Source organism: Caulobacter zeae (genome assembly GCF_002858925.1).
GTDB lineage: Bacteria > Pseudomonadota > Alphaproteobacteria > Caulobacterales > Caulobacteraceae > Caulobacter > Caulobacter zeae.
The window spans coordinates 1-18,679 of the sequence record NZ_PJRS01000023.1; the positions used below are offsets into that span (position 1 = coordinate 1).

Annotated in this window: 22 protein-coding genes; 5 read left to right on the top strand and 17 right to left on the bottom strand. The window is 68.4% G+C overall.

Annotation, left to right across the window (positions count from 1 at the left end; genetic code table 11):
* Positions 1-382: 382 nt before the first annotated feature.
* From SGCZBJ_RS13340 to trmD, 8 genes are all read right to left on the bottom strand, one after another.
* Positions 383-2,305: a methyl-accepting chemotaxis protein gene (locus tag SGCZBJ_RS13340; protein WP_101718495.1), complete on the bottom strand. Its 1,923-nt coding sequence runs from the start codon at positions 2,303-2,305 to the stop codon at positions 383-385.
* A gap of 102 nt (positions 2,306-2,407) precedes the next feature.
* A complete protein-coding gene (gene leuB, locus SGCZBJ_RS13345; RefSeq protein WP_101718496.1) occupies positions 2,408-3,460 on the bottom strand; it encodes a 3-isopropylmalate dehydrogenase in 1,053 nt (350 codons plus the stop codon).
* A 1-nt stretch (position 3,461) separates the two neighbouring features.
* Entirely contained in the window at positions 3,462-3,764 is a 303-nt protein-coding gene (locus tag SGCZBJ_RS13350; protein ID WP_101718497.1) for a putative quinol monooxygenase, read from the bottom strand.
* 138 nt (positions 3,765-3,902) lie between these two features.
* The gene (gene leuD / locus SGCZBJ_RS13355) at positions 3,903-4,511 is read right to left on the bottom strand and encodes a 3-isopropylmalate dehydratase small subunit (protein ID WP_101718498.1); all 609 of its coding nucleotides are present in this window, start codon (positions 4,509-4,511) and stop codon (positions 3,903-3,905) included.
* On the bottom strand, positions 4,511-5,953 hold the full coding sequence (gene leuC, locus SGCZBJ_RS13360; protein WP_101718499.1) for a 3-isopropylmalate dehydratase large subunit: 1,443 nt from the start codon (positions 5,951-5,953) through the stop codon (positions 4,511-4,513). Before leuC ends, leuD begins: the two co-directional genes overlap by 1 nt.
* A 429-nt stretch (positions 5,954-6,382) precedes the next feature.
* A complete protein-coding gene (locus tag SGCZBJ_RS13365) occupies positions 6,383-6,847 on the bottom strand; it encodes a hypothetical protein (RefSeq protein ID WP_133149259.1) in 465 nt (154 codons plus the stop codon).
* 124 nt (positions 6,848-6,971) lie between these two features.
* On the bottom strand, positions 6,972-7,355 hold the full coding sequence (gene rplS, locus SGCZBJ_RS13370) for a 50S ribosomal protein L19 (RefSeq protein ID WP_101718501.1): 384 nt from the start codon (positions 7,353-7,355) through the stop codon (positions 6,972-6,974).
* A 2-nt stretch (positions 7,356-7,357) separates the two neighbouring features.
* Positions 7,358-8,095 (bottom strand): tRNA (guanosine(37)-N1)-methyltransferase TrmD, encoded by a 738-nt coding sequence (gene trmD, locus SGCZBJ_RS13375; RefSeq protein WP_101718502.1) that lies wholly within the window; start codon positions 8,093-8,095, stop codon positions 7,358-7,360.
* Positions 8,096-8,404: 309 nt separating this feature from the next.
* Between trmD and rlmN the strand changes: the two genes are divergently transcribed.
* From rlmN to SGCZBJ_RS13395, 3 genes are all read left to right on the top strand, one after another.
* Positions 8,405-9,604 (top strand): dual-specificity RNA methyltransferase RlmN, encoded by a 1,200-nt coding sequence (gene rlmN, locus SGCZBJ_RS13385; RefSeq protein ID WP_101718504.1) that lies wholly within the window; start codon positions 8,405-8,407, stop codon positions 9,602-9,604.
* 157 nt (positions 9,605-9,761) lie between these two features.
* Positions 9,762-10,187: a DUF350 domain-containing protein gene (locus SGCZBJ_RS13390; protein ID WP_101718505.1), complete on the top strand. Its 426-nt coding sequence runs from the start codon at positions 9,762-9,764 to the stop codon at positions 10,185-10,187.
* A gap of 28 nt (positions 10,188-10,215) precedes the next feature.
* Positions 10,216-11,058, top strand: a complete 843-nt coding sequence (locus SGCZBJ_RS13395) for a S1 family peptidase (RefSeq protein ID WP_101718506.1) — start codon at positions 10,216-10,218, stop codon at positions 11,056-11,058.
* A gap of 115 nt (positions 11,059-11,173) precedes the next feature.
* Here the strand turns inward: SGCZBJ_RS13395 and SGCZBJ_RS13400 are convergent, their stop codons facing one another.
* The 4 genes from SGCZBJ_RS13400 to SGCZBJ_RS13415 all read right to left on the bottom strand — a co-directional run bounded on the left by SGCZBJ_RS13400 (position 11,174) and on the right by SGCZBJ_RS13415 (position 14,505).
* Positions 11,174-11,578, bottom strand: coding sequence for a hypothetical protein (locus SGCZBJ_RS13400; protein ID WP_133149260.1), 405 nt, complete (start codon positions 11,576-11,578; stop codon positions 11,174-11,176).
* 152 nt (positions 11,579-11,730) lie between these two features.
* Positions 11,731-12,615 carry an oxygen-dependent coproporphyrinogen oxidase gene (gene hemF, locus SGCZBJ_RS13405; protein WP_101718508.1) on the bottom strand — a complete coding sequence of 295 codons (885 nt, stop codon included), beginning with the start codon at positions 12,613-12,615 and terminating at the stop codon, positions 11,731-11,733.
* A gap of 202 nt (positions 12,616-12,817) precedes the next feature.
* Positions 12,818-13,759, bottom strand: a complete 942-nt coding sequence (locus SGCZBJ_RS13410) for an electron transfer flavoprotein subunit alpha/FixB family protein (RefSeq protein ID WP_101718509.1) — start codon at positions 13,757-13,759, stop codon at positions 12,818-12,820.
* Positions 13,759-14,505 (bottom strand): electron transfer flavoprotein subunit beta/FixA family protein, encoded by a 747-nt coding sequence (locus SGCZBJ_RS13415; protein WP_101718510.1) that lies wholly within the window; start codon positions 14,503-14,505, stop codon positions 13,759-13,761. The genes SGCZBJ_RS13410 and SGCZBJ_RS13415 overlap by 1 nt, the downstream gene beginning before the upstream one ends.
* A 232-nt stretch (positions 14,506-14,737) precedes the next feature.
* On the opposite strand from SGCZBJ_RS13415, the gene SGCZBJ_RS13420 reads away from it, so the two are divergent.
* Positions 14,738-15,007, top strand: a complete 270-nt coding sequence (locus SGCZBJ_RS13420) for a hypothetical protein (RefSeq protein ID WP_101718511.1) — start codon at positions 14,738-14,740, stop codon at positions 15,005-15,007.
* 34 nt (positions 15,008-15,041) lie between these two features.
* Here SGCZBJ_RS13420 and SGCZBJ_RS25660 read toward each other — a convergent pair whose 3' ends face one another.
* From SGCZBJ_RS25660 to SGCZBJ_RS13430, 3 genes are read right to left on the bottom strand one after another with little or no spacing between them, the layout of a single operon-like run.
* Positions 15,042-15,200 (bottom strand): hypothetical protein, encoded by a 159-nt coding sequence (locus tag SGCZBJ_RS25660; RefSeq protein ID WP_165799321.1) that lies wholly within the window; start codon positions 15,198-15,200, stop codon positions 15,042-15,044.
* Between the two features lie 31 nt (positions 15,201-15,231).
* On the bottom strand, positions 15,232-15,570 hold the full coding sequence (locus tag SGCZBJ_RS13425) for a DUF6481 family protein (RefSeq protein WP_101718512.1): 339 nt from the start codon (positions 15,568-15,570) through the stop codon (positions 15,232-15,234).
* Between the two features lie 57 nt (positions 15,571-15,627).
* A complete protein-coding gene (locus tag SGCZBJ_RS13430; RefSeq protein ID WP_101718513.1) occupies positions 15,628-15,837 on the bottom strand; it encodes a cold-shock protein in 210 nt (69 codons plus the stop codon).
* A gap of 301 nt (positions 15,838-16,138) precedes the next feature.
* On the opposite strand from SGCZBJ_RS13430, the gene SGCZBJ_RS13435 reads away from it, so the two are divergent.
* Positions 16,139-16,408: a hypothetical protein gene (locus SGCZBJ_RS13435; RefSeq protein ID WP_101718514.1), complete on the top strand. Its 270-nt coding sequence runs from the start codon at positions 16,139-16,141 to the stop codon at positions 16,406-16,408.
* A gap of 180 nt (positions 16,409-16,588) precedes the next feature.
* Here SGCZBJ_RS13435 and SGCZBJ_RS13440 read toward each other — a convergent pair whose 3' ends face one another.
* Entirely contained in the window at positions 16,589-16,798 is a 210-nt protein-coding gene (locus SGCZBJ_RS13440) for a cold-shock protein (protein WP_101718515.1), read from the bottom strand.
* 75 nt (positions 16,799-16,873) lie between these two features.
* Positions 16,874-18,658 carry an SLC13 family permease gene (locus tag SGCZBJ_RS13445; RefSeq protein WP_101718516.1) on the bottom strand — a complete coding sequence of 595 codons (1,785 nt, stop codon included), beginning with the start codon at positions 18,656-18,658 and terminating at the stop codon, positions 16,874-16,876.
* Positions 18,659-18,679 lie beyond the last annotated feature (21 nt).

Genomic DNA, 18,679 nt, shown 5'->3' on the forward strand with positions numbered 1-18,679 from the left:
CTGGCGGACGCGCCCTTGCCGGATCACGGCCTGTGACGCCTGGGACCCAACGAGCTGCGCCCGCCAGCCATCAGGCGACCGCCCGACCTACATCGCAATACACAGGGACCCAGGGGCAGGCGCAGGGCGTCGGCGACCGCCAGCTCCGCACCCAGTCCCCTGGGTCGGACAAGCGTTGCGCGCTTTCCGGGATGACGGGCGGGGTTGCTGGCGGGGTTTGCTTGAAGCGGTGAAACCTCTCACCCTCCCGCCCCTGCGGCGCGGGCCCCTCCCTCTCTCGAAGAGAGAGGGTTTGGTGGGGCGCGTCCCCAAATGAAAAAGGGGAAGAGCCCGGAAGCTCTTCCCCTCTTCGGCCTTGCGATCCCCCAGAGGGGGAGACGCCTTAGAACTCTTCCCAGCTGTCGACGGCCAGGGCGGCCGAGCCTTCGGTGGCGAAGGCGGCGGCGCGGGCCTGGGCGGCGCGGGCGGGGCTGGCGGCCGGGCGCGAGGCCGGGGTGGCGGCCCGCGGGGTCGAGGCGGCCATGGCGGCGCCGGCGACCTTGAAGCGGCCGACCTGCACGGCCAGTTCGCCGGCCTCGCCTTTCAGCGAGTGGGTGGCGGCGGTGGCTTCTTCCACCATGGCCGCGTTCTGCTGGACCACCTGGTCCATCTGGTTCACCGCGACATTGACCTGGTGCAGGCCGGTGGACTGCTCCTGGGCGCTGGCGGCGATCTCGCCGACCAGGGCGTCGATGCTGGCCACCTGGTCGACGATGGCGCGCAGGGCCTCGCCGGTCTGGCCGACCAGGGACACGCCGGCCTCGACCTGCTGGGTCGAGGTCGAGATCAGGCCCTTGATCTCCTTGGCCGCTTCGGCCGAGCGCTGGGCGAGAGCCCGCACTTCCTGCGCCACGACCGCGAAGCCCTTGCCGGCGTCACCGGCGCGAGCTGCTTCGACGCCGGCGTTCAGGGCCAGGAGGTTGGTCTGGAAGGCGATCTCGTCGATGACGCCGATGATGTTGCCGATCTGGCCCGACGACTGCTCGATGCTGGCCATGGCGCCGACCGCCTGGTCGACGATCCGGCCCGAGCGCTCGGCGCCGGTGCGGGCGCCGGCCACGAGGCTGGAGACTTCCTTGGCGCCCGAGGCGGTCTTGCGGACCGTGGCGGTGATCTGGTCGAGGGCGGCGGCGGTCTCTTCCAGGCTGGCGGCCTGCTGCTCGGTGCGGCGCGACAGGTCGTCCGAGGCCTGGGCGATCTCTTCCGAACCGGCGCGGATGCCGCCGGCGGCGCCGTTGATGCCGCGCATGGCTTCTTCCAGGCGGGCGGCGGCGGCGTTGAAGTCGGTCTTCAGCTGTTCGGCGTCGGGGGCGAAGGCGGCGGTGATGCGGAAGGTCAGGTCACCGTTCGACAGGTGGCCGAGGGCCTCGGCCAGGGCCGACACGGCGACGGCGTCTTCCTGGGCCTTGCGGGCCTTCTCGGCCTCGACGCGGGCCCGCTCGGCCTCGGTCAGGCGGCGCTGCTCGACGGCCTCGTCTTCCAGGCGCAGCTTGTGGATGGCGGCGTCCTTGAAGCTCAGCACGGCCTGGGCCATCTGGCCGACCTCGTCCTTGCGGCCGACGGCGGGGACCTCGATGGTGTTGTCGCCCGAGGCCAGGCGGCGCATGGCGGCGGTCATGGCGGCGACCGAGGCGCCGATGGTGCCCGACAGCATCCAGCCCATCAGGCCGGCGATGACCAGGGCGGCGATCCCGCCCAGCACCAGCGACAGGATGGCCATGTCCATGGCCTGCTTCATTTCCTTGGCGCGCAGGGCGACGCGCTCGCTGGCGGCGGCCGTCAGCTCGTCCTGAACGGCGCGGATTTCGGTGAGGCTCTTGCGGCCCATCAGTTCGCCAGCGGAGACGCGGCCCATCACCGGGTCGTTGGCCATCGCCGTCATGGCGGGCTCGGCGATGGTCTTGCGCCATTCGCCCATCGCGCCACGCAGGCGCTGGATGCGGGCCTTCTGTTCGGGAACGGTGGTCTTGGCCTCGAAGGCGTCCAGCGCCTGGTCGAACTGGCCAACGCCTTCCTTGTAGGTCTGGGCGAAGCTGTCGTCGCCGAGCAGGGCGTAGGCGCGCAGGGCGTTCTGCTGCTCGAGGACCAGGGTCATCATCACCTCGGCCTCGGTGGCCAGGGAGAGACTGCGCTGGTTGGAGACCGAGGCCTCCTGGATGCGCTGCAGGCTGGTGAACACCACGCCCGACGAAATCACGAAGGCGATGATCAGGGCGCTGAACGCGATCCCCAGCTTCGCCGATATCTTCAGGTCGTTGAAACGCATTTCGCCCAGGTCCCGACTTATCATTTGATGAGTGCAGGAACTGGGCGAAAAAACTTAAGCAGAAATTGTAAAACGCCGAAATAACGGCGCTATTCTACTTATTCAGATGCGACACAATACCGCATCACCCATCTGAACAGTAGACAGTTCACCTCCGAGATCACGGGTGCGCGCGCCCGCGTCGAGGGCGCCCTTGACCGCGGCCAGCAGGCGGTCGGCGGCTTCGACTTCCTTCAGCGACCAGCGCAGGGCCATCTCGAACGACAGGATGGCGGCCAGCGGATTGGCCAGGCCCTTGCCGGCGATGTCGGGGGCCGAGCCGTGGATCGGCTCGTAGAGGCCCGGCTTGTTGGGATCGCCGATGGCGGCCGAGGGCAGCATGCCCAGCGAGCCGGTCAGCATGGCCGCCGCGTCCGACAGGATGTCGCCGAACAGGTTGTCGGTGACGATGACGTCGAACTGCTTGGGGGCGCGCACCAGCTGCATGGCGCAGTTGTCGGCCAGGATGTGCTCCAGCTCGACATCCGGATATTCGCGGGCGTGCAGTTCGGTGATCACCTGCTTCCACAGCAGGCCCGATTCCATCACGTTCGACTTCTCGGCCGAGTGGACCTTGTTCTTGCGGCCGCGGGCCAGCTCGAAGGCCACGCGCCCGGCGCGCTCGATCTCGCTGGTGGTGTAGAGGGCGGTGTCGTAGCCCTTCTTCTGGCCGTCGGGCAGCACGTCGATGCCGCGCGGCTCGCCGAAATAGACGCCGCCGACCAGCTCGCGAACGAACATGATGTCCAGGCCCGAGACCAGCTCGGTCTTCAGGCTGGAAGCGCCAGCCAGGGCCTCGAAGCAGTAGGCCGGGCGCAGGTTGGCGTAGACGTTCATCGCCTTGCGCAGGTTCAGGAGGCCGGCTTCCGGGCGCAGGTGGCGCGGGGCGTCCGCCCAGTTGGGACCGCCGACGGCGCCCATCAGCACCGCGTCGCTGGCCAGGGCGCGATCACGGACCTCGTCGGTCAGCGGCGTGCCGTGGGCGTCGTAGCTGGCGCCGCCGTAGATGGCTTCCTCGACCACCAGGCTGGGCACGAGGGCGGCCGCCACGCGGCGCACCTCCGCGCAGACTTCCGGACCGATGCCGTCGCCGGGGAGCAGGAGAAGCGTAGCCATTTCAGATCTCGCGATAGGCGGAAACGTCGAAGGAGGACATGCGGCGCTCGTATACGCCAAGCTCTGCGCAGGCCGCGCGCCACGCGGCCATATGCGGCGAAGCGCGATGGAAGGCCAAGGCCGCTTCGTCGGTGAAGTGCTCGAAAACGCGGATCAGCCCCGGATCGAGGGGGTCCTCGGTCAGCGCGTAGTCCAGGCAGCCCGGCTCGCCGCGCGATCCGTCCACCTGGGCCGCCAGGTGCGGACGCAGGTCTTCGAGGCGCTCGGGCGCGATGCGGATGGAGCCGGCGAGGATCAGGGTCATTCAAAACACTCCCCCTTCCCCCTTGATGGGGGAAGGGTCGGGGATGGGGGTGGAAGCCTGTCAGGATGTAGCGCGAACCCAGCCGCCGCAGTCACCCCCACCCCAGCCCTCCCCCATCGAGGGGGAGGGAGCACGCCTTCAGTTCTCCAGCCAGGGCTGGCCGATGGCGCGCTTGCTTTCGAAGACGTCGATGTCGGTGGCGTGCTGCAAGGTCTCGCCGATGGCGTCGAGGCCTTTCAGCATCTTCTCCTTGCGCACCGGATCGATCTGGAAGCTGAAGGTCTTGCCCGAGGGCGAGACCACCGTCTGGGCTTCCAGGTCGACGCTGACCATGTGGTTGCCGCCCTTGGCCTCGTCCATCAGCACCGCGACCTCGTCGGCCGCCAGCACCACGGGCAAGAGGCCGTTGTTGAAGCAGTTGTTGTTGAAGATGTCGGCGAAGCTGGTCGAGATCACGCACATGATCCCGAAGTCCATCAGGGCCCACGGAGCGTGCTCGCGCGAGGAGCCGCAGCCGAAGTTGTCGCCGGCGATCAGCACGGACGAGCCCTTGTATTCGGGGCGATTGAGCACGAAGCCCTCGATCTCGTTCCCGTTCGGATCGAAGCGGAAGTCGAAGAACAGGCCCTTGCCCAGGCCCTCGCGCTCGACGGTCTTGAGGAACTGCTTGGGGATGATCTGGTCGGTGTCGATATTGGCCAGCGACAGGGGCGCCGCGCGGCCGTCGAGACGGGTAAAGGCTTGCATCAGTTCGTCTCCGACAGCAGGGCGCGCACGTCGACCAGGTGACCGGCGATCGCCGCCGCCGCCGCCATGGCGGGCGACACGAGGTGGGTGCGGCCGCCGCGGCCCTGACGGCCCTCGAAGTTGCGGTTGCTGGTCGAGGCGCAGCGTTCGCCCGGCTCCAGGCGGTCGGGGTTCATCCCCAGGCACATCGAGCAGCCCGGCTCGCGCCAGTCGAAGCCCGCGGCCTTGAAGATGGCGTCCAGGCCTTCGGACTCGGCCTGTTCCTTGACCAGGCCCGAGCCCGGCACGACCATCGCCTTGACGTGCGGGGCCACCATGCGGCCGTGCAGGAAGGCTTCCTGCACCACGGCGGCGGCGGCGCGCATGTCCTCGATGCGGCTGTTGGTGCACGAGCCGATGAAGACGCGGTCGATCTTGGCTTCCGAGATCGGCTGGCCGGCGGTCAGGCCCATGTAGTCGAGAGCGCGATGGGCGGCGGCGCGCTTGTCGGCGGTGGCGAAGCTTTCCGGCTCGGGAACATTGCCGGTGATCGGCACGACGTCCTCGGGGCTGGTGCCCCAGGTGACCATCGGCACGAGGGCCGCGCCGTCGATGACGACGGTGCGGTCGAAGACGGCGCCTTCGTCCGAGAAGAAGGTCTTCCAGTGGCTGACGGCCATGTCCCAGGCCGCGCCCTTCGGCGCGGCGGGCTTGCCCTGCACATAGGCGAAGGTGGTTTCGTCCGGCGCGACCAGGCCGGCCTTGGCGCCGCCCTCGATGGTCAGGTTGCAGAGGGTCATGCGGCCCTCCATGGTCAGGCTGCGCACGGCCTCGCCGGCGTATTCGATGACGTAGCCGGTGCCGCCGGCCGTGCCGATCTCGCCGATGACGGCCAGGGCGATGTCCTTCGCCGTCACGCCCGGACCCAACTGGCCGTCGACGCGGACCAGCATGTTCCTGGCCTTCTTCTGGCGCAGGGTCTGGGTGGCCAGCACGTGCTCGACTTCCGAGGTGCCGATGCCGTGGGCCAGGGCCCCGAAGGCGCCGTGGGTCGAGGTGTGGCTGTCGCCGCAGACGATGGTCATGCCCGGCTGGGTGCGACCCTGCTCGGGACCGACCACGTGGACGATGCCGTTGCGGATGTCGCCCATCGGGAAATACTCGATCCCGTTGTCGGCGACGTTGCGGCCCAGCGTCTGGAGCTGGAGGCGCGCCTCCTCGTCCGCCACGGCGTCGACGCCGGCGGCCTGGTTCTCGGTCGGCACGTTGTGATCGGCCACCGCAAGCGTGCGGTCGGGCCGGCGCACGGGGCGACGCGCGGCGCGAAGGCCGGCGAAGGCCTGCGGCGTGGTCACCTCGTGGATCAGGTGCAGGTCGATGTAGAGGATGGCCTCGCCGTCGGTTTCGTTGACGACGTGGGCGTCCCAGATCTTGTCGTAGAGGGTCTTTGTTGCGCGGGTCATAGCGATCCGCATCTAGGCCCGATGGGCGGGCGCGTAAAGCGAGGAAACGCCGAAAATCCGCTGTGTGACCGCCAAGCAGCGATCGATCCTGCCCCGGGGAAGCGTGCAAACAACGTCCGGGCGCACATTTCTTGCCCCGAAGCCTGGCCTGAAGGCTCGAGAGCGACGGTCGCCTTGGTCCCCATCCGGCAGGACGAGGACCATTGAACGCAACCTCTAACGACTAAGGGCGCGCCGGTCGTAGTGACCTGTCGGCGCGCCCTGGCATCGTTTGTACACTCCAGGGGCCGATGGCTCCGCCTGAAGAGGGCCGTCCACTAGAAAGGAGACGGTCTGGAAGCCCGCCGTGTCTGAACAGCGAGGGTGAAATCATCATGCCACAGAACAACGATCCGTCAAGATGCGTGCTTATGCACAAAGCTTGGCCGTTCAGCGGGCCGGGGCCTTGGCGTCCTCCTCGCGGACGCGCTTGAGCAGCCCCTCCCACGAACCCTTGGGCACGGGACGCATGCTGAGCAGGATCTGGTCGCCCCGGCCGTCGCAGTTCCAGTCGGCGAGCACCAGCCCGGTCTTGGGAACGTAGAAGGCGCCGGCGTCGATGACCTGGTCGCCGTCGCGGTCGACATAGAGCCGCCCCCTGACCTGGTAGAAAGTCATGTGGTGCACGCGGCGCACCGGCTTCATGTCGGCCCGGCGGATCCAGTCGCCGTCATAGCCGCCGGCGAAGAAGATGCGGATCTCGTTGAGATCGATCTCCATCCCCCGCCGGCCGTTGGGCGCCAGAAGCTCGGGCTCGTCCCTGGTCTGGGGCAGGTTCGGGGTCGTCAACGGCGCCCCCGCGCTCGCCAGTATCGCGATCGCCAGCAGGCCGGCCGCCATCGCCCTGCGCCGCATGACACCCTCCCCGCCCACTCGCGCCAAGATTGCGCAACACGCCCGGAGAGAGCAACCGCAAAAGCAAAAGGCCCCGGCGTTTCCGCCGGGGCCTTCGAACACTTCGCCGTAGCGAGCGAGCTGCTTATTCGGCGTCCTTGCGGACGTTGACGCGCTCGGCGATACGGGCCGACTTACCGCGACGGTCGCGCAGGTAGTACAGCTTGGCGCGACGGACGACGCCGCGACGCTTGACTTCGATGCTTTCGATGCTCGGCGACAGGATCGGGAACAGACGCTCCACGCCTTCGCCGAACGAGATCTTGCGGACAGTGAAGCTCTCGTGGAGGCCAGCGCCTTGACGGGCGATGCAGACGCCTTCGTAGGCCTGGACGCGCTCGCGCTCGCCTTCCTTGATCTTCACGTTGACGCGCAGGGTGTCGCCGGGACGGAATTCCGGGATCGCGCGGACGGCCAGCAGACGGGCCGATTCTTCTTGCTCGAGCTGAGCGATGATGTTGATCGCCATGATCATTTCTCCTTGGGCTTACCCGTTTTCGGGCCGCCTTTTGCCTGTTGATTGGCGAGATGCTTTTCCCAGAGGTCGGGACGCCGCTCGCGGGTCGTTTCTTCACGCATACTGCGCCGCCACTGGTCGACCTTCTTGTGGTCGCCCGACAGCAGCACCTCGGGGATGTCGAGCCCTTCGAACGTCCGCGGTCTCGTGTACTGCGGATGCTCGAGGAGGCCGTCCTCGAAGCTTTCTTCCAGCGTGCTCTCGATGTTCCCCAGCACACCCGGGGCCAGTCGAACGCACGCCTCGATCACCACCATCGCCGCCGCCTCGCCACCGGCGAGAACCGCGTCTCCGACGGAGACCTCCTCGAACCCGCGCGCGTCTAGCACCCGCTGGTCCACCCCCTCGAAGCGGCCGCACAGCACCACGACGCCAGGCGCCTTGGACCACTCCCTTACGCGCGCCTGGGTCAGGGGCCTGCCCCGGGCGCTCATGTACAAAAGCGGCCGCCCATCGAGCTCCAGGCTATCCAGCGCAGAGGCGATGACGTCCGCTTTGAGCACGGCTCCCGCGCCGCCACCCGCGGGGGTGTCGTCGAGGAAGCCGCGCTTATCCTTGGAAAAGGCGCGAATGTCCAGTGTTTCCAATCGCCACAGGTCGGCCTCCTTCCAGGCGGTCCCGATCATCGAGACGCCGAGCGGGCCGGGGAAGGCCTCGGGGAACATGGTCATGACGGTGGCGGTGAACGGCATGGGCGCGGTTTAGCGGGAGATGGGGGGATTGTCGAAGGGGGACCCCCTCAGTCGCTCCGCGACAGCTCCCCCAAAGGGGGAGCATCTCGGCGCCAATAGATCCTCCCCTCTGGGGGAGGTGGCCCGAAGGGCCGGAGGGGGGCCGTTTTCAGCTGCCGCTGAGCTGGAAGGTCATCAGCCACTCCCCTCTCCGTCGCCTTCGGCGACACCTCTCCCACAGGGAGAGGGTCCTGGTTTTGGAAAACCGCCTCACATCTGCTATATCCCCGCCTCGACCCCGCACATTCCTCGAATTTCCCGGACCGCCCCTTGAGCGTCACCCTCGACCTGTCCCGCGTCACGCCCTCGACTGACGCGGCCAAGCCGCCCGTCAACCTGTCGGGCTTGACCCGCCCGCAGCTGATCGCCGCCCTGACGCAGAGCGGCGTGGTCGAGCACGGCAAGGCCAAGATGCGCGCCACCCAGGTGTTCCGCTGGATCCACCATCGCGGCGTCACCGATTTCGCCCAGATGAGCGACGTGGCCAAGGAAACCCGCGCGCGGCTGGCCGAGACCTTCACCATCGCCCGCCCCGAGGTGGTCGAGCGCCAGGTCTCCAAGGACGGCACCCGCAAGTGGCTGATCCGCATGGCCCCCGGCATCGAGGTCGAGACCGTCTATATTCCGTCCGTCGGCCGGGTCGGGGCCCTGTGCGTGTCCAGCCAGGTCGGCTGCACGCTGAACTGCAGCTTCTGCCACACCGGCACCCAGCCGCTGGTGCGCAACCTGACCACCGCCGAGATCGTCGCCCAGGTGCAGATCGCCAAGGACGACCTGGCCGAATGGCCGTCGGACAAGGAAGACCGCCTGCTGTCGAACATCGTGTTCATGGGCATGGGCGAGCCGCTGTACAATCTGGGCCAGGTCTCGGACGCCATCGAGATCATCAGCGACAACGAGGGCATCGGCATCTCGCGTCGCCGGATCACGGTGTCGACCTCGGGCGTCGTGCCGATGCTGGAGAAGCTGGGCAATACGACCCAGGCCATGCTGGCCATCAGCCTGCACGCCACCAACGACGAGCTGCGCGACGTGCTGGTGCCGCTGAACAAGAAGTACCCGATCGCCCAGCTGATGGAGGGCATCCGCGCCTATCCGGGCCTGAGCAACGCGCGCCGGGTGACCTTCGAGTACGTGATGCTGAAGGGCGTCAACGACAGCCCCGACGAGGCCCGTGCGCTGGTCAAGCTGATCAAGGGCATCCCCGCCAAGATCAACCTGATCCCGTTCAACCCGTGGCCGGGCAGCCAGTACGAATGCTCGGACTGGGGCGCGATCGAGACCTTCGCGGCGATCCTCAACAAGGCCGGCTACTCCTCGCCGATCCGCACCCCGCGCGGCCGCGACATTCTCGCGGCCTGCGGCCAGCTGAAGAGCGAGAGCGAAAAGGTCCGCGCCAGCGCCCTGCGCAAGCTGTCGATGGCGGCCATGGCCGGCATGCTGGAAGACGACGCCGACGACGCGGCTTAGGGGCGCATTGCGGTCCTCCCTTCTAGCCCGTCATTCCCGCCACAAGCGCGGGAATGACGGGAGGATATGGGGGGTCCCCTCCCACGCGAGCCCCCTACGCAAGTCTCGCCAACCCGTGTTAGAGCTTGCCCCTCAAGTCCCAGGGGGTCGCGTAAACATGCCTCAGATCCAGTCGCCCGAGATCCAGGCCTTCGCCAACGGCCTGCTGACGACCCTGACCCATGTGGGCGTGACCATGGCCATGCTGATCGCCGGAGCGGCGATCTACATCCTCCTGACCCCGCATCGCGAGATCAAGCTGATCCGCGAGGGCAATGCGGCGGCCGCCCTGTCGCTGGGCGGGGTGATGACGGGCCTGGCCATACCGCTGGCCGCCTCGCTGGCGGCCTCGACATCGGTGATCGAGATCCTGCTGTGGGGCGTGGCCACGCTGGCGCTGCAGCTGCTGGTCTTCCGCCTGACCGACATGATGCTCAAGGGCCTGCCCGAGCGGATCAACGAGGGCGAGGTCTCGGCCGCCGCCCTGCTGGTGGGCGCCAAGCTGGCCACCGCCATCATCATCGCCGCCGGCGTGGCGGGCTGAGGCGAAAGGAACGGGCGGAGCGGGGCGCGTGCATTTCCCCAAGCTTCCAGACTGGCTGGTCTACGGCGCCGTGGTCGCCGCCCTTCTGGTGGTCGCCGTCGGCCGCCAGGAGCGCGCCGACGCGCCTCCGCCGCCGCCGCCGGTGCCCGGCGAGGAAGGCGTGCCCCTGGGCCCGGCCTCGCCCTTCGACCCGTCGATCGTGGTGCAGGTGCCCGACAAGCAGGAGCCGGCCTCGGGCACGGCCTTCTCGGTGGGGCAGAACGGCGTCTGGCTGACCGCCCGCCACGTGGTCGACGGCTGCAAGCAGGCCGCCATCCTGGTCGCAGACGGCCGCGGCGTGGCCGCGCGGGTGACCATCGACCCGCGCTTCGACGCGGCCATCCTGACCACCGAGGGCGGCGCCCCGGCCATGCCGGTGAACCTCGCCGACCCGCGCAAGGGCATGCGGGCCTTCCATCCCGGCTTCCCGCAGGGCCACGCCGGCGAGGTGGCCTCGCGCCTGATCGGCCGCGAGAACCTGGTGATCCACGGACGCGGGGCCCGCACCGAGCCGGTGCTGGTCTGGGCCGAGGTCGGCCGCACCGACAATCTGAAGGGCACCCTGGCGGGCCTTTCCGGCGCCCCGGCCCTGGACAGCGCCGGCCGCGTGATCGGCGTCACGGTGGCGGAGTCGCCGCGCCGCGGCCGCATCTACACCACCGCGCCCGAGAGCATGCGCACCCTGATCGCCCGCACGCCCCGCCGCGGCGGCGACGCCAGCGTCCCCGAATTCGCCCCGGGCGAGGCCATCACCACCGACAACTACGGCCGCATCGCCGACGGCCTGCGCCGCGACCTGCGCGTGGCCCAGGTGGTGTGCCTGGCGGTCTAGGGGCAGGCTTAGTTGAGCGGCGTATCGGATCCAATCATTCCAATCGCTTACTTCTCGTCATCCCGGAAAGCCCGCAGGGCTTGTCCGGGATGACGCATAGAAAACTCAGGACGCTTCAGGCGGGCTCGCAGCGCAGCGTCGTGCCCGTGAACGACCCGCGCGGCACGCGCAGCCGGCGCTCGACGAGCCAGGCCGGGGAGCCGCCACGGAGATTGCGCTGGAACCGCGCCGAGCAGCTCAGCCGGTCGGCGACCGTCTCGCCGCGCAGCTCGACCGGCCCGCCGTCGCGGATCAGCGTGAACTGGCACGTGCGACGGCCGACGGGCTGATCGCACTTGAAGTCGGCGACGTGCAGCCGGCTGCGGTCGCCGCCGGCGGCTCGATACCAGTTGACCTCCACGGATCGGCTGCGAAGCCTCTCGTGATGGCCGATCTCGGCGAGGACGGCCTCGTGGAACGCCTCGACCTCGCGCGGCGGGACGAGGGCTGCGGACAGGGCGAGGGCGAGCAGGAGGGCCATGCGGTCAAGCTAAGGCTGAAAGGCCAGGCGACGCAACCTTGAGGTAACGGCGTTCGCCAAGAGGGGGCGATCGACAGACCTCTGCGCCTGACCCCGCCCCCCTCCACCACTTCGTGGTCCCCCTCCCCCGCCTTGCGGGGGAGGAGTTTAACTTACGGCCACTTCACCTCGGGGGGCATGGAGCTGAGGATCGACTCGGTGTTGCCGCCGGTCTTCAGCCCGAACATCGTGCCGCGGTCGTAGAGCAGGTTGAACTCGACGTAGCGGCCGCGCTGGATCAGCTGCTGCTCGCGCTCCTCGGGGGTCCAGGCCTCGTTCATCCGGCGGCGCACCAGGGTCGGGTAGATCTCGAGGAAGGCCCGGCCGACGTCCTGGGTGAATTCAAAGTCCTTGGACCAGTCGCCGCTGTCGTGGTGGTCGTAGAAGATGCCGCCGATGCCGCGCGGCTCGTTGCGATGGGGCAGGAAGAAGTACTCGTCGCACCAGGCCTTGTACTTGGCGTACCAGTCCGGATCGTGCCTGTCGCAGGCGCGCTTGTAGGCGGCGTGGAAGTCGATGGCGTCGGGGAAGTCCTGCTGGCGCTGGTAGCCCAGCAGCGGCGTCAGGTCGCCGCCGCCGCCGAACCAGCCCTTGGTGGTGGCGATGAAGCGGGTGTTCATATGCACGGCCGGCACGCGCGGATTGGTCATGTGCGCGATCAGGCTGATGCCGGTGGCGAAGAACCGCGGATCCTCGGCGGCGCCCGGCATGGTCTTGGCCATCTCCGGCGGGAAGGTCCCGAACACCGTGGAAACGTGAACCCCGACTTTCTCGAACAGGCGCCCGCGCATCATGCCCATCACCCCGCCGCCGCCGGCCGGGCGATCCCACGGCTTCAGCTCGAAGCGGCCCGGCTGGTCGCCATAGAGCTCGGCCGGCGCCTCGTCCTCGAGGGTCTCGAAGGCGGCGCAGATCTGGTCGCGAAGGCTCTCGAACCAGGCCCGGGCGCGGGCCTTCCGGGCGTCGAGATCGGAAAGGGTGTCGGCTTGTTGCGTCATGGGATCGGCTTAAGCCCAAGCCCGATAACAGGCAAATCCGGGCGGCCGCATAAGGGGTTTTGCGGAAGATATAGATCAAAAACGGGAGCCAGCTCCTCCAAGGAACCCTCTCTCTTAGAGAGAGGGATTGCGGATGGCGCCTGAAACGCAAAAAGGCCCGGGATTGCTCCCGGGCCTTCCGTTCTCGACGAAGCGAGACGCCTTACTTGCCGGCGGCGGTGAGCGCGCTCATCAGGTCCGGCACGGCCGACTTATAGTCGGCGACCAGGCCGTAGTCGGCGACCTGGAAGATCGGCGCGTCGGCGTCCTTGTTGATCGCGACGATCACCTTGGAGTCCTTCATGCCGGCCAGATGCTGGATGGCGCCCGAGATGCCCACGGCGATGTAGAGCTGCGGGGCGACGACCTTGCCGGTCTGGCCGACCTGGTAGTCGTTCGGGGCGTAGCCGGCGTCGACGGCGGCGCGGCTGGCGCCGACGGCGGCGCCCAGCTTGTCGGCCAGGGGCTCGATGACCGCCTGGAACTCTTCGGCCGAGCCCATGGCGCGGCCGCCCGAGACGACGATCTTGGCCGCGGCCAGTTCCGGACGGTCGGACTTGACCATCTCTTCGCTGACGAAGCGGGTCTTGGCCGCATCGGCGCCCGAGACGCTCTCGACCGAAGCCGAGCCGCCCTCGCCGGCCGCCGCGAAGGCGGTCGGACGCACGGTGATCAGCTTCTTGGCGTCGGACGACTGGACGGTCTCCAGCGCGTTGCCGGCGTAGATCGGGCGCACGAAGGTGTCGGCCGACACCACCTCGATGATGTCGCTGATCGGGGCGACGTCGAGCTTGGCGGCGATGCGCGGGGCGAAGTTCTTGCCGCCGGCGGTGGCCGGGACGAGGATCGCGTCGTAATTGCCCGCGAGCGCCAGGGCCGCTTCGGCCTGAGCTTCGGCGACGCCGTGACCCAGGGCGTCGCTCTCGGCGACCAGAACCTTGCGGACGCCGGCGATCTTGGCGGCGGCTTCAGCCACGCCCGAGACGTCCTTGCCCAGCACCAGCACGTCGACGTCGCCCGACAGCTTCAGGGCGGCGGTGACGGTCTTGTGGGTGCCGTCGCGCAGGTGCGCGTTGTCGTTGTCGGCGATGACGAGAACGGCCATTACAGCACCCCCGCGGTCGTGAGCTTGGAGACGAGGTCGGCGGCGGTCTCGACCTTGATGCCGGCCGAGCGCTTCGGCGGCTCGGTGACCTTGACGACGGTCAGGCGCGGAGCGACGTCGACGCCGTAGTCGGCGACGGTCTTCTGCGCGATTTCCTTCTTCTTGGCCTTCATGATGTTGGGAAGGCTGGCGTAGCGCGGCTCGTTGAGGCGCAGGTCGGCGGTGATCACGGCCGGCAGGTCGACGTCGAGGGTCTGAAGACCGCCGTCGACTTCACGGGTGACCTTGGCGGCCGAACCATTGATCTCGATCGCCGAGGCGTAGGTCGCCTGCGGCCAGTCGAGCAGGGCCGACAGCATCTGGCCCACGGCGTTGTTGTCGCCGTCGATGGCCTGCTTGCCCATCAGGACGAGGCCGGGCTGCTCCTCGGCCACCACGGCCTTGAGCAGCTTGGCCACGGCCAGCGGCTCGAGGTCGGCGTCGCTGGTGATCAGGACGCCGCGGTCGCCGCCCATGGCCAGGGCCGTGCGGATGGTTTCCTGGGCTTGAGCCGGGCCGATCGAGACGATGACGACCTCGGTCGCAACGCCCTTTTCCTTGAGGCGCACAGCCTCTTCGACCGCGATCTCGCAGAACGGGTTCATCGACATCTTGACGTTCGCCAGGTCGACGCCCGTCTGGTCGGCTTTCACCCGAGCCTTCACGTTGTAATCGATAACCCGTTTGACCGGGACCAGAACCTTCATCGGTCTACGCCGCCTCCTGGCTGCTTCTCTTTCGAGGTTTCCCCTGCTTGGACAATCGACTTACCGCGTCCGCGCAGGTTTGCAAGTTTCCCCTGACGTAAGCGTAATGCGCTTTTTCAAGGATCATTCAAACAAATGTACGACACCTTCGCCAGCCTGTCGGCGCCCGATGGAAACCGGGCCTGCGAAATGGGGCTAGCCACATAGCGCGCCTGGTGCTTAAGACGCCGCCATGAACCGCGCCATCAACCGCCTGAAGATCATCTTCGTGGGCATCTTCATCGCCAGCATCGTCGGCGTGTTCGGCTACCACTACCTGTGGGTCTGGCCGAAGGCGAGGTGCGACGCGCGCCAGGACGCAGCCTGGGCCGGCAAGTGGCTCAAGTGCGCCAAGGTCTATCCGATCGAGAACCTGACCGGCCGCCCGGCCAACCTGCCGCCGATCAACACCGACACCTCCAAGATGGAAGGCCCGTCGGTCCGGAACCCGGAAAAGAAGTAACCGGGTCCCGCGCCGGAGCAGGGGTCTGCGGGTTTCAGGTCGAGGGCTCGCCTTCGCCCTGGGCGTCCTCGCCGGACTCCGCCCGCTTGGCGGCGCGTTCGGCGGCCTTCTCTGCGGCTTTCTCCGCGGCCTTGGCCGCCTTCAGGCGCTCGCGTTCCTGGCGTTCGAAATTGTAGTTCGGCTTGCGGGCCATTGGCGGTTCCCCTGAACAGAAGGTCCGCGCGTCAGGCCCGGGCCTTGCGCGCGGCGTAGCGGGCGTCGCGCTTCGCCTTGGCTTCAGCGTTGGTGAGCGCCTTGCGTTCCTTACGCGCCCCACGCTTTGCTGCAAGTGCTTCTTCGATCAGGGCCTCCTGGCGCCCGATGTTCCCGGCACGGACGAGGGCCCGTGCGGCCGAGCGTTCCTTGCGGACGGCGGCGAGTTCGGCCGCGCGCAGGGCGGCGCGGTCTTCGAAGTGGGGATCGGTGACGGTCTCCTTCGGCTTGAACTTGGCCAGCAGGGCCGCCTTGGCCCGTGCGGCGGTCTGGAGACGCTCGGCGTGGCCGACGTTTTGCGGTGAGCTCATCGAGATCCTTTCGAGAACGCCCGCGGGAGGATCCCGCGGGCGAGACGGCGTATGGGATCAGGCGGCCTGGAGCTGGCCGGCCGACATCTTGCCGCTGCGCTGGTCGCGCTCCAGCTCGAAGGCGATCTTCTGGCCTTCGTTCAGCGAGCCGAGGCTCGAGCGCTCGACGGCCGAGATGTGGACGAACACGTCCGCGCCGCCGTCGTCGGGCTGGATGAAGCCGAAGCCCTTGGTGGAGTTGAACCACTTCACGGTGCCGGTGGTCATGGGAGATATCCTTGCAAACAGGAGCAGCCGCACGGCCAAGATGGTCCGCACGATCAAATTGTCGGTGAGGTTTTGGATGGACTCGGGCGCTCGATCCTAAGAACAAGCGTGGAGAGCGGCCGAACCGTGTCGATATTCGATGGGCTCATAATGCCTGCCTGTGGATAACAACACAAGCGATTTCATTTCTTCAGGGAAGAGCCGGGTGTCGGGGCGGCCTGTTTTTCTTTTTCACATCCGCCCTCCCCCGGATCTTTTTCTGGCGGCGGGAGCAAAAGGCCAAGCTACGCGTTATCGTGCCATGCGTAAAAGTTCAGCCGTTCCGCGTACGGGCCAAGGCGCCCTGACCATCGCCCGCGAAAGCCAGGCGATCGCATTCTCGTTGCAGGTCTCGGCCGCCCCCGGCGGTCGCCGCATCGGCAAGGGCAGCCTGACGGGCGAGCCCGAGGCCATGCGCCAGGCCTTCCGGGCCGGCGACGCCCGCCTGACCCTCGACGACGGGACCGAGCACCTGATCGCCATCGTCGCCCACACCGAGGGCGACGGCACGGCCTATTTCGAGCTGCGCTGACACTCACCACCCCATCCACCGCCATCCCGGAAAGCGCGCAGCGCTTATCCGGGCCCTAGGCGGACTAGGCTCCACGTGTGGGTTCGCCGCCCGGCGACGGCCGGCTCGATGCGGCGGCCCCTGGGTCCCGGCTCTACGGCCCGCTGCGCGAGCCTCCGGCCGGGATGAAGACGTGAAAGCTCAGCCCCTAAGCTTGCCGGCCACCATCTGGCCGCTGAACGGGTCGCGTTCCAGCTCGTAGGCGATGATCTGGCCATCCTCGAGCGGCGGCAGGCCCGCCCGCTCGACCGCGGCGGCGCTGACGCGGATCTCGGATCCGTCGTCGCCGTCGGGCGCGATGGCGCCAAAGCCCTTGGCGGTGTCGAACCACAGCACAGTGCCCGTCGCCATGACGCTCCCCGTCAGCCCTCGCGGTGGGCTGACTATGAGGGCAGGTTTCGCGGCGCGGCAAGCCTTCCCCAACCGTCAACGCCCGGCCAGGGGCCAGACCAGCGCGATCAGGGCCGGCGCCGTCAGCAGGATCAGCAGCGACAACGGCGCGCCCAGGCGGGCGTAGTCGCCGAACCGGTAGCCGCCCGGCCCCAGCACCAGGGTGTTGCACTGGTGGCCGACGGGGGTGAGGAAGTCGCAGCCGGCCCCCACCGCCACGGCCATCAGGAACGGGTCGGGGCTGAGGCCCAGCCGCTCGGCCAGGCCAAGCCCGATGGGGGCGACGATCAGCACGGTGGCGGCGTTGTTGAGGAAGGGCGTGGCCAGCATCGCCACGGCCATCATCGCCGTCAGGGTCAGCAGCGGCGGCATGCCGTCGAAGGCCCCCGACAGCCAGGCGGCGATCAGGTCGGTGCCGCCGCTCTTCTGGATGGTGTCGCTGACCGGGATCATCGCGGCCACCAGCACCAGCACCGGCCCCTCCAGCGAGGCATAGGCCTCGCGCATGCGCAGGGCGCCGGTGGCCACCACCAGCACGGCGGCGGCAAAGAAGCCGGCCGCCACCGGCAGCACGCCCAGCGCCACCAGCACCATGGCCCCGGCCAGGATGGCGGCGGGCAGGATCGCATGGCGCACCCCGCCCAGCCGCACCTCGCGCTCGGCCAGCGGCAGGCAGCCCAGGGCCTGAAGCGCGCCGGGCAGCTGCTGCTCGCTTCCCTGCAGCACGAGGATGTCGCCGGCCTTCATGCGGATGGTCGCCAGCCGCCCCGCCAGGCGATAGCCCGACCGACTGACCCCCAAGAGGTTGACGCCGTAGGTTTCGTTCAGGGCCAGGCCCTTGGCGGTCTTGCCGATCAGGTCGCTCTGCGCGCCGATCACCGCCTCGACCACCCGCACCTCGTCGGTCGGCTCGTCCATCACCACCGGCCGCTTGGCGTCGGACAGGCGCAGGCGGGCCTTGAGGATCAGCTCGTTCAGCGCCTGCTGCTGGCCCTCGAGCAGCAGCACGTCGCCGGGCAGGATCTTGCGGTTGACGTGCGGCGAGGCGATCCGCTCGCGGCCGCGCAGTATGGCCACCACCGCCACGGCGTCCTCGGCGGCGCGTTTCAGGTCGCCGACCCGGTTCTGCTCGAAGCTCCAGTCGTCGGGGATCTCGACCTCGGTGACATAGGCGTTGGCCGCCAGGGCCGCGTCGATATCGACCGCCGCCTCGCGTCCGGCCGGCAGCAGGCGGTAGGCGAAGGACAGATAGGCGATGGCCATCACCGTCAGGGCCGCGCCCACCGGCATGAAGTCGAACATGGCGAAGGGCTTGCCCAGCGCTTCCTGGCGCACTTCGGAGACGATGATGTTGGGCGAGGTGCCGACCAGCACCGCCAGCCCGCCGACCAGCGAGCCGAACGACATCGGCATCAGGATCCGCGACGGCGGCACGCCGGTGTTCCTGGCCATGCGCAGGGCCGAGGGCATCATCAGGGCCAGGGCCCCGACGTTCTTGGTGGCCATCGACAGCACCGCGGTGATCGCCGCCATCACCGGCGCCTGGCTGCGCGCGGTCTTCAACCGCGGCAGCAGCGGGGCCATCAGGGTGTCGACGATCCCCGACCGCGACACCGCCGCGCTCAGCACCAGGGCGCTGGCGATGATGATGACGATGTCGTTGGAAAAGCCGTCGAAGGCGCTCTTCACCGGGATCAGGCCCGACACCACGCCGACGGCCAGGGCCCCGACGGCGATCAGGTCGTAGCGCCAGCGGCCCCAGACGAAGCAAAGCACCGTGGCGCCCACCAACGCGAAGGACAGTCCCTGCTGCAACGTCACCCTTCGCGCCCTCCCCCAAGC

Coding starts and splice junctions, on each gene's coding strand:
- SGCZBJ_RS13340 (WP_101718495.1), bottom strand. CDS start 2,305: ATGCGTTTCAACGACCTGAAGATATCGGCGAAGCTGGGGATCGCGTTC.
- leuB (WP_101718496.1), bottom strand. CDS start 3,460: ATGGCTACGCTTCTCCTGCTCCCCGGCGACGGCATCGGTCCGGAAGTC.
- SGCZBJ_RS13350 (WP_101718497.1), bottom strand. CDS start 3,764: ATGACCCTGATCCTCGCCGGCTCCATCCGCATCGCGCCCGAGCGCCTC.
- leuD (WP_101718498.1), bottom strand. CDS start 4,511: ATGCAAGCCTTTACCCGTCTCGACGGCCGCGCGGCGCCCCTGTCGCTG.
- leuC (WP_101718499.1), bottom strand. CDS start 5,953: ATGACCCGCGCAACAAAGACCCTCTACGACAAGATCTGGGACGCCCAC.
- SGCZBJ_RS13365 (WP_133149259.1), bottom strand. CDS start 6,847: ATGCGGCGCAGGGCGATGGCGGCCGGCCTGCTGGCGATCGCGATACTG.
- rplS (WP_101718501.1), bottom strand. CDS start 7,355: ATGGCGATCAACATCATCGCTCAGCTCGAGCAAGAAGAATCGGCCCGT.
- trmD (WP_101718502.1), bottom strand. CDS start 8,095: ATGCCGTTCACCGCCACCGTCATGACCATGTTCCCCGAGGCCTTCCCC.
- SGCZBJ_RS13390 (WP_101718505.1), top strand. CDS start 9,762: ATGCCTCAGATCCAGTCGCCCGAGATCCAGGCCTTCGCCAACGGCCTG.
- SGCZBJ_RS13400 (WP_133149260.1), bottom strand. CDS start 11,578: ATGGCCCTCCTGCTCGCCCTCGCCCTGTCCGCAGCCCTCGTCCCGCCG.
- hemF (WP_101718508.1), bottom strand. CDS start 12,615: ATGACGCAACAAGCCGACACCCTTTCCGATCTCGACGCCCGGAAGGCC.
- SGCZBJ_RS13410 (WP_101718509.1), bottom strand. CDS start 13,759: ATGGCCGTTCTCGTCATCGCCGACAACGACAACGCGCACCTGCGCGAC.
- SGCZBJ_RS13415 (WP_101718510.1), bottom strand. CDS start 14,505: ATGAAGGTTCTGGTCCCGGTCAAACGGGTTATCGATTACAACGTGAAG.
- SGCZBJ_RS13420 (WP_101718511.1), top strand. CDS start 14,738: ATGAACCGCGCCATCAACCGCCTGAAGATCATCTTCGTGGGCATCTTC.
- SGCZBJ_RS25660 (WP_165799321.1), bottom strand. CDS start 15,200: ATGGCCCGCAAGCCGAACTACAATTTCGAACGCCAGGAACGCGAGCGC.
- SGCZBJ_RS13425 (WP_101718512.1), bottom strand. CDS start 15,570: ATGAGCTCACCGCAAAACGTCGGCCACGCCGAGCGTCTCCAGACCGCC.
- SGCZBJ_RS13430 (WP_101718513.1), bottom strand. CDS start 15,837: ATGACCACCGGCACCGTGAAGTGGTTCAACTCCACCAAGGGCTTCGGC.
- SGCZBJ_RS13435 (WP_101718514.1), top strand. CDS start 16,139: ATGCGTAAAAGTTCAGCCGTTCCGCGTACGGGCCAAGGCGCCCTGACC.
- SGCZBJ_RS13440 (WP_101718515.1), bottom strand. CDS start 16,798: ATGGCGACGGGCACTGTGCTGTGGTTCGACACCGCCAAGGGCTTTGGC.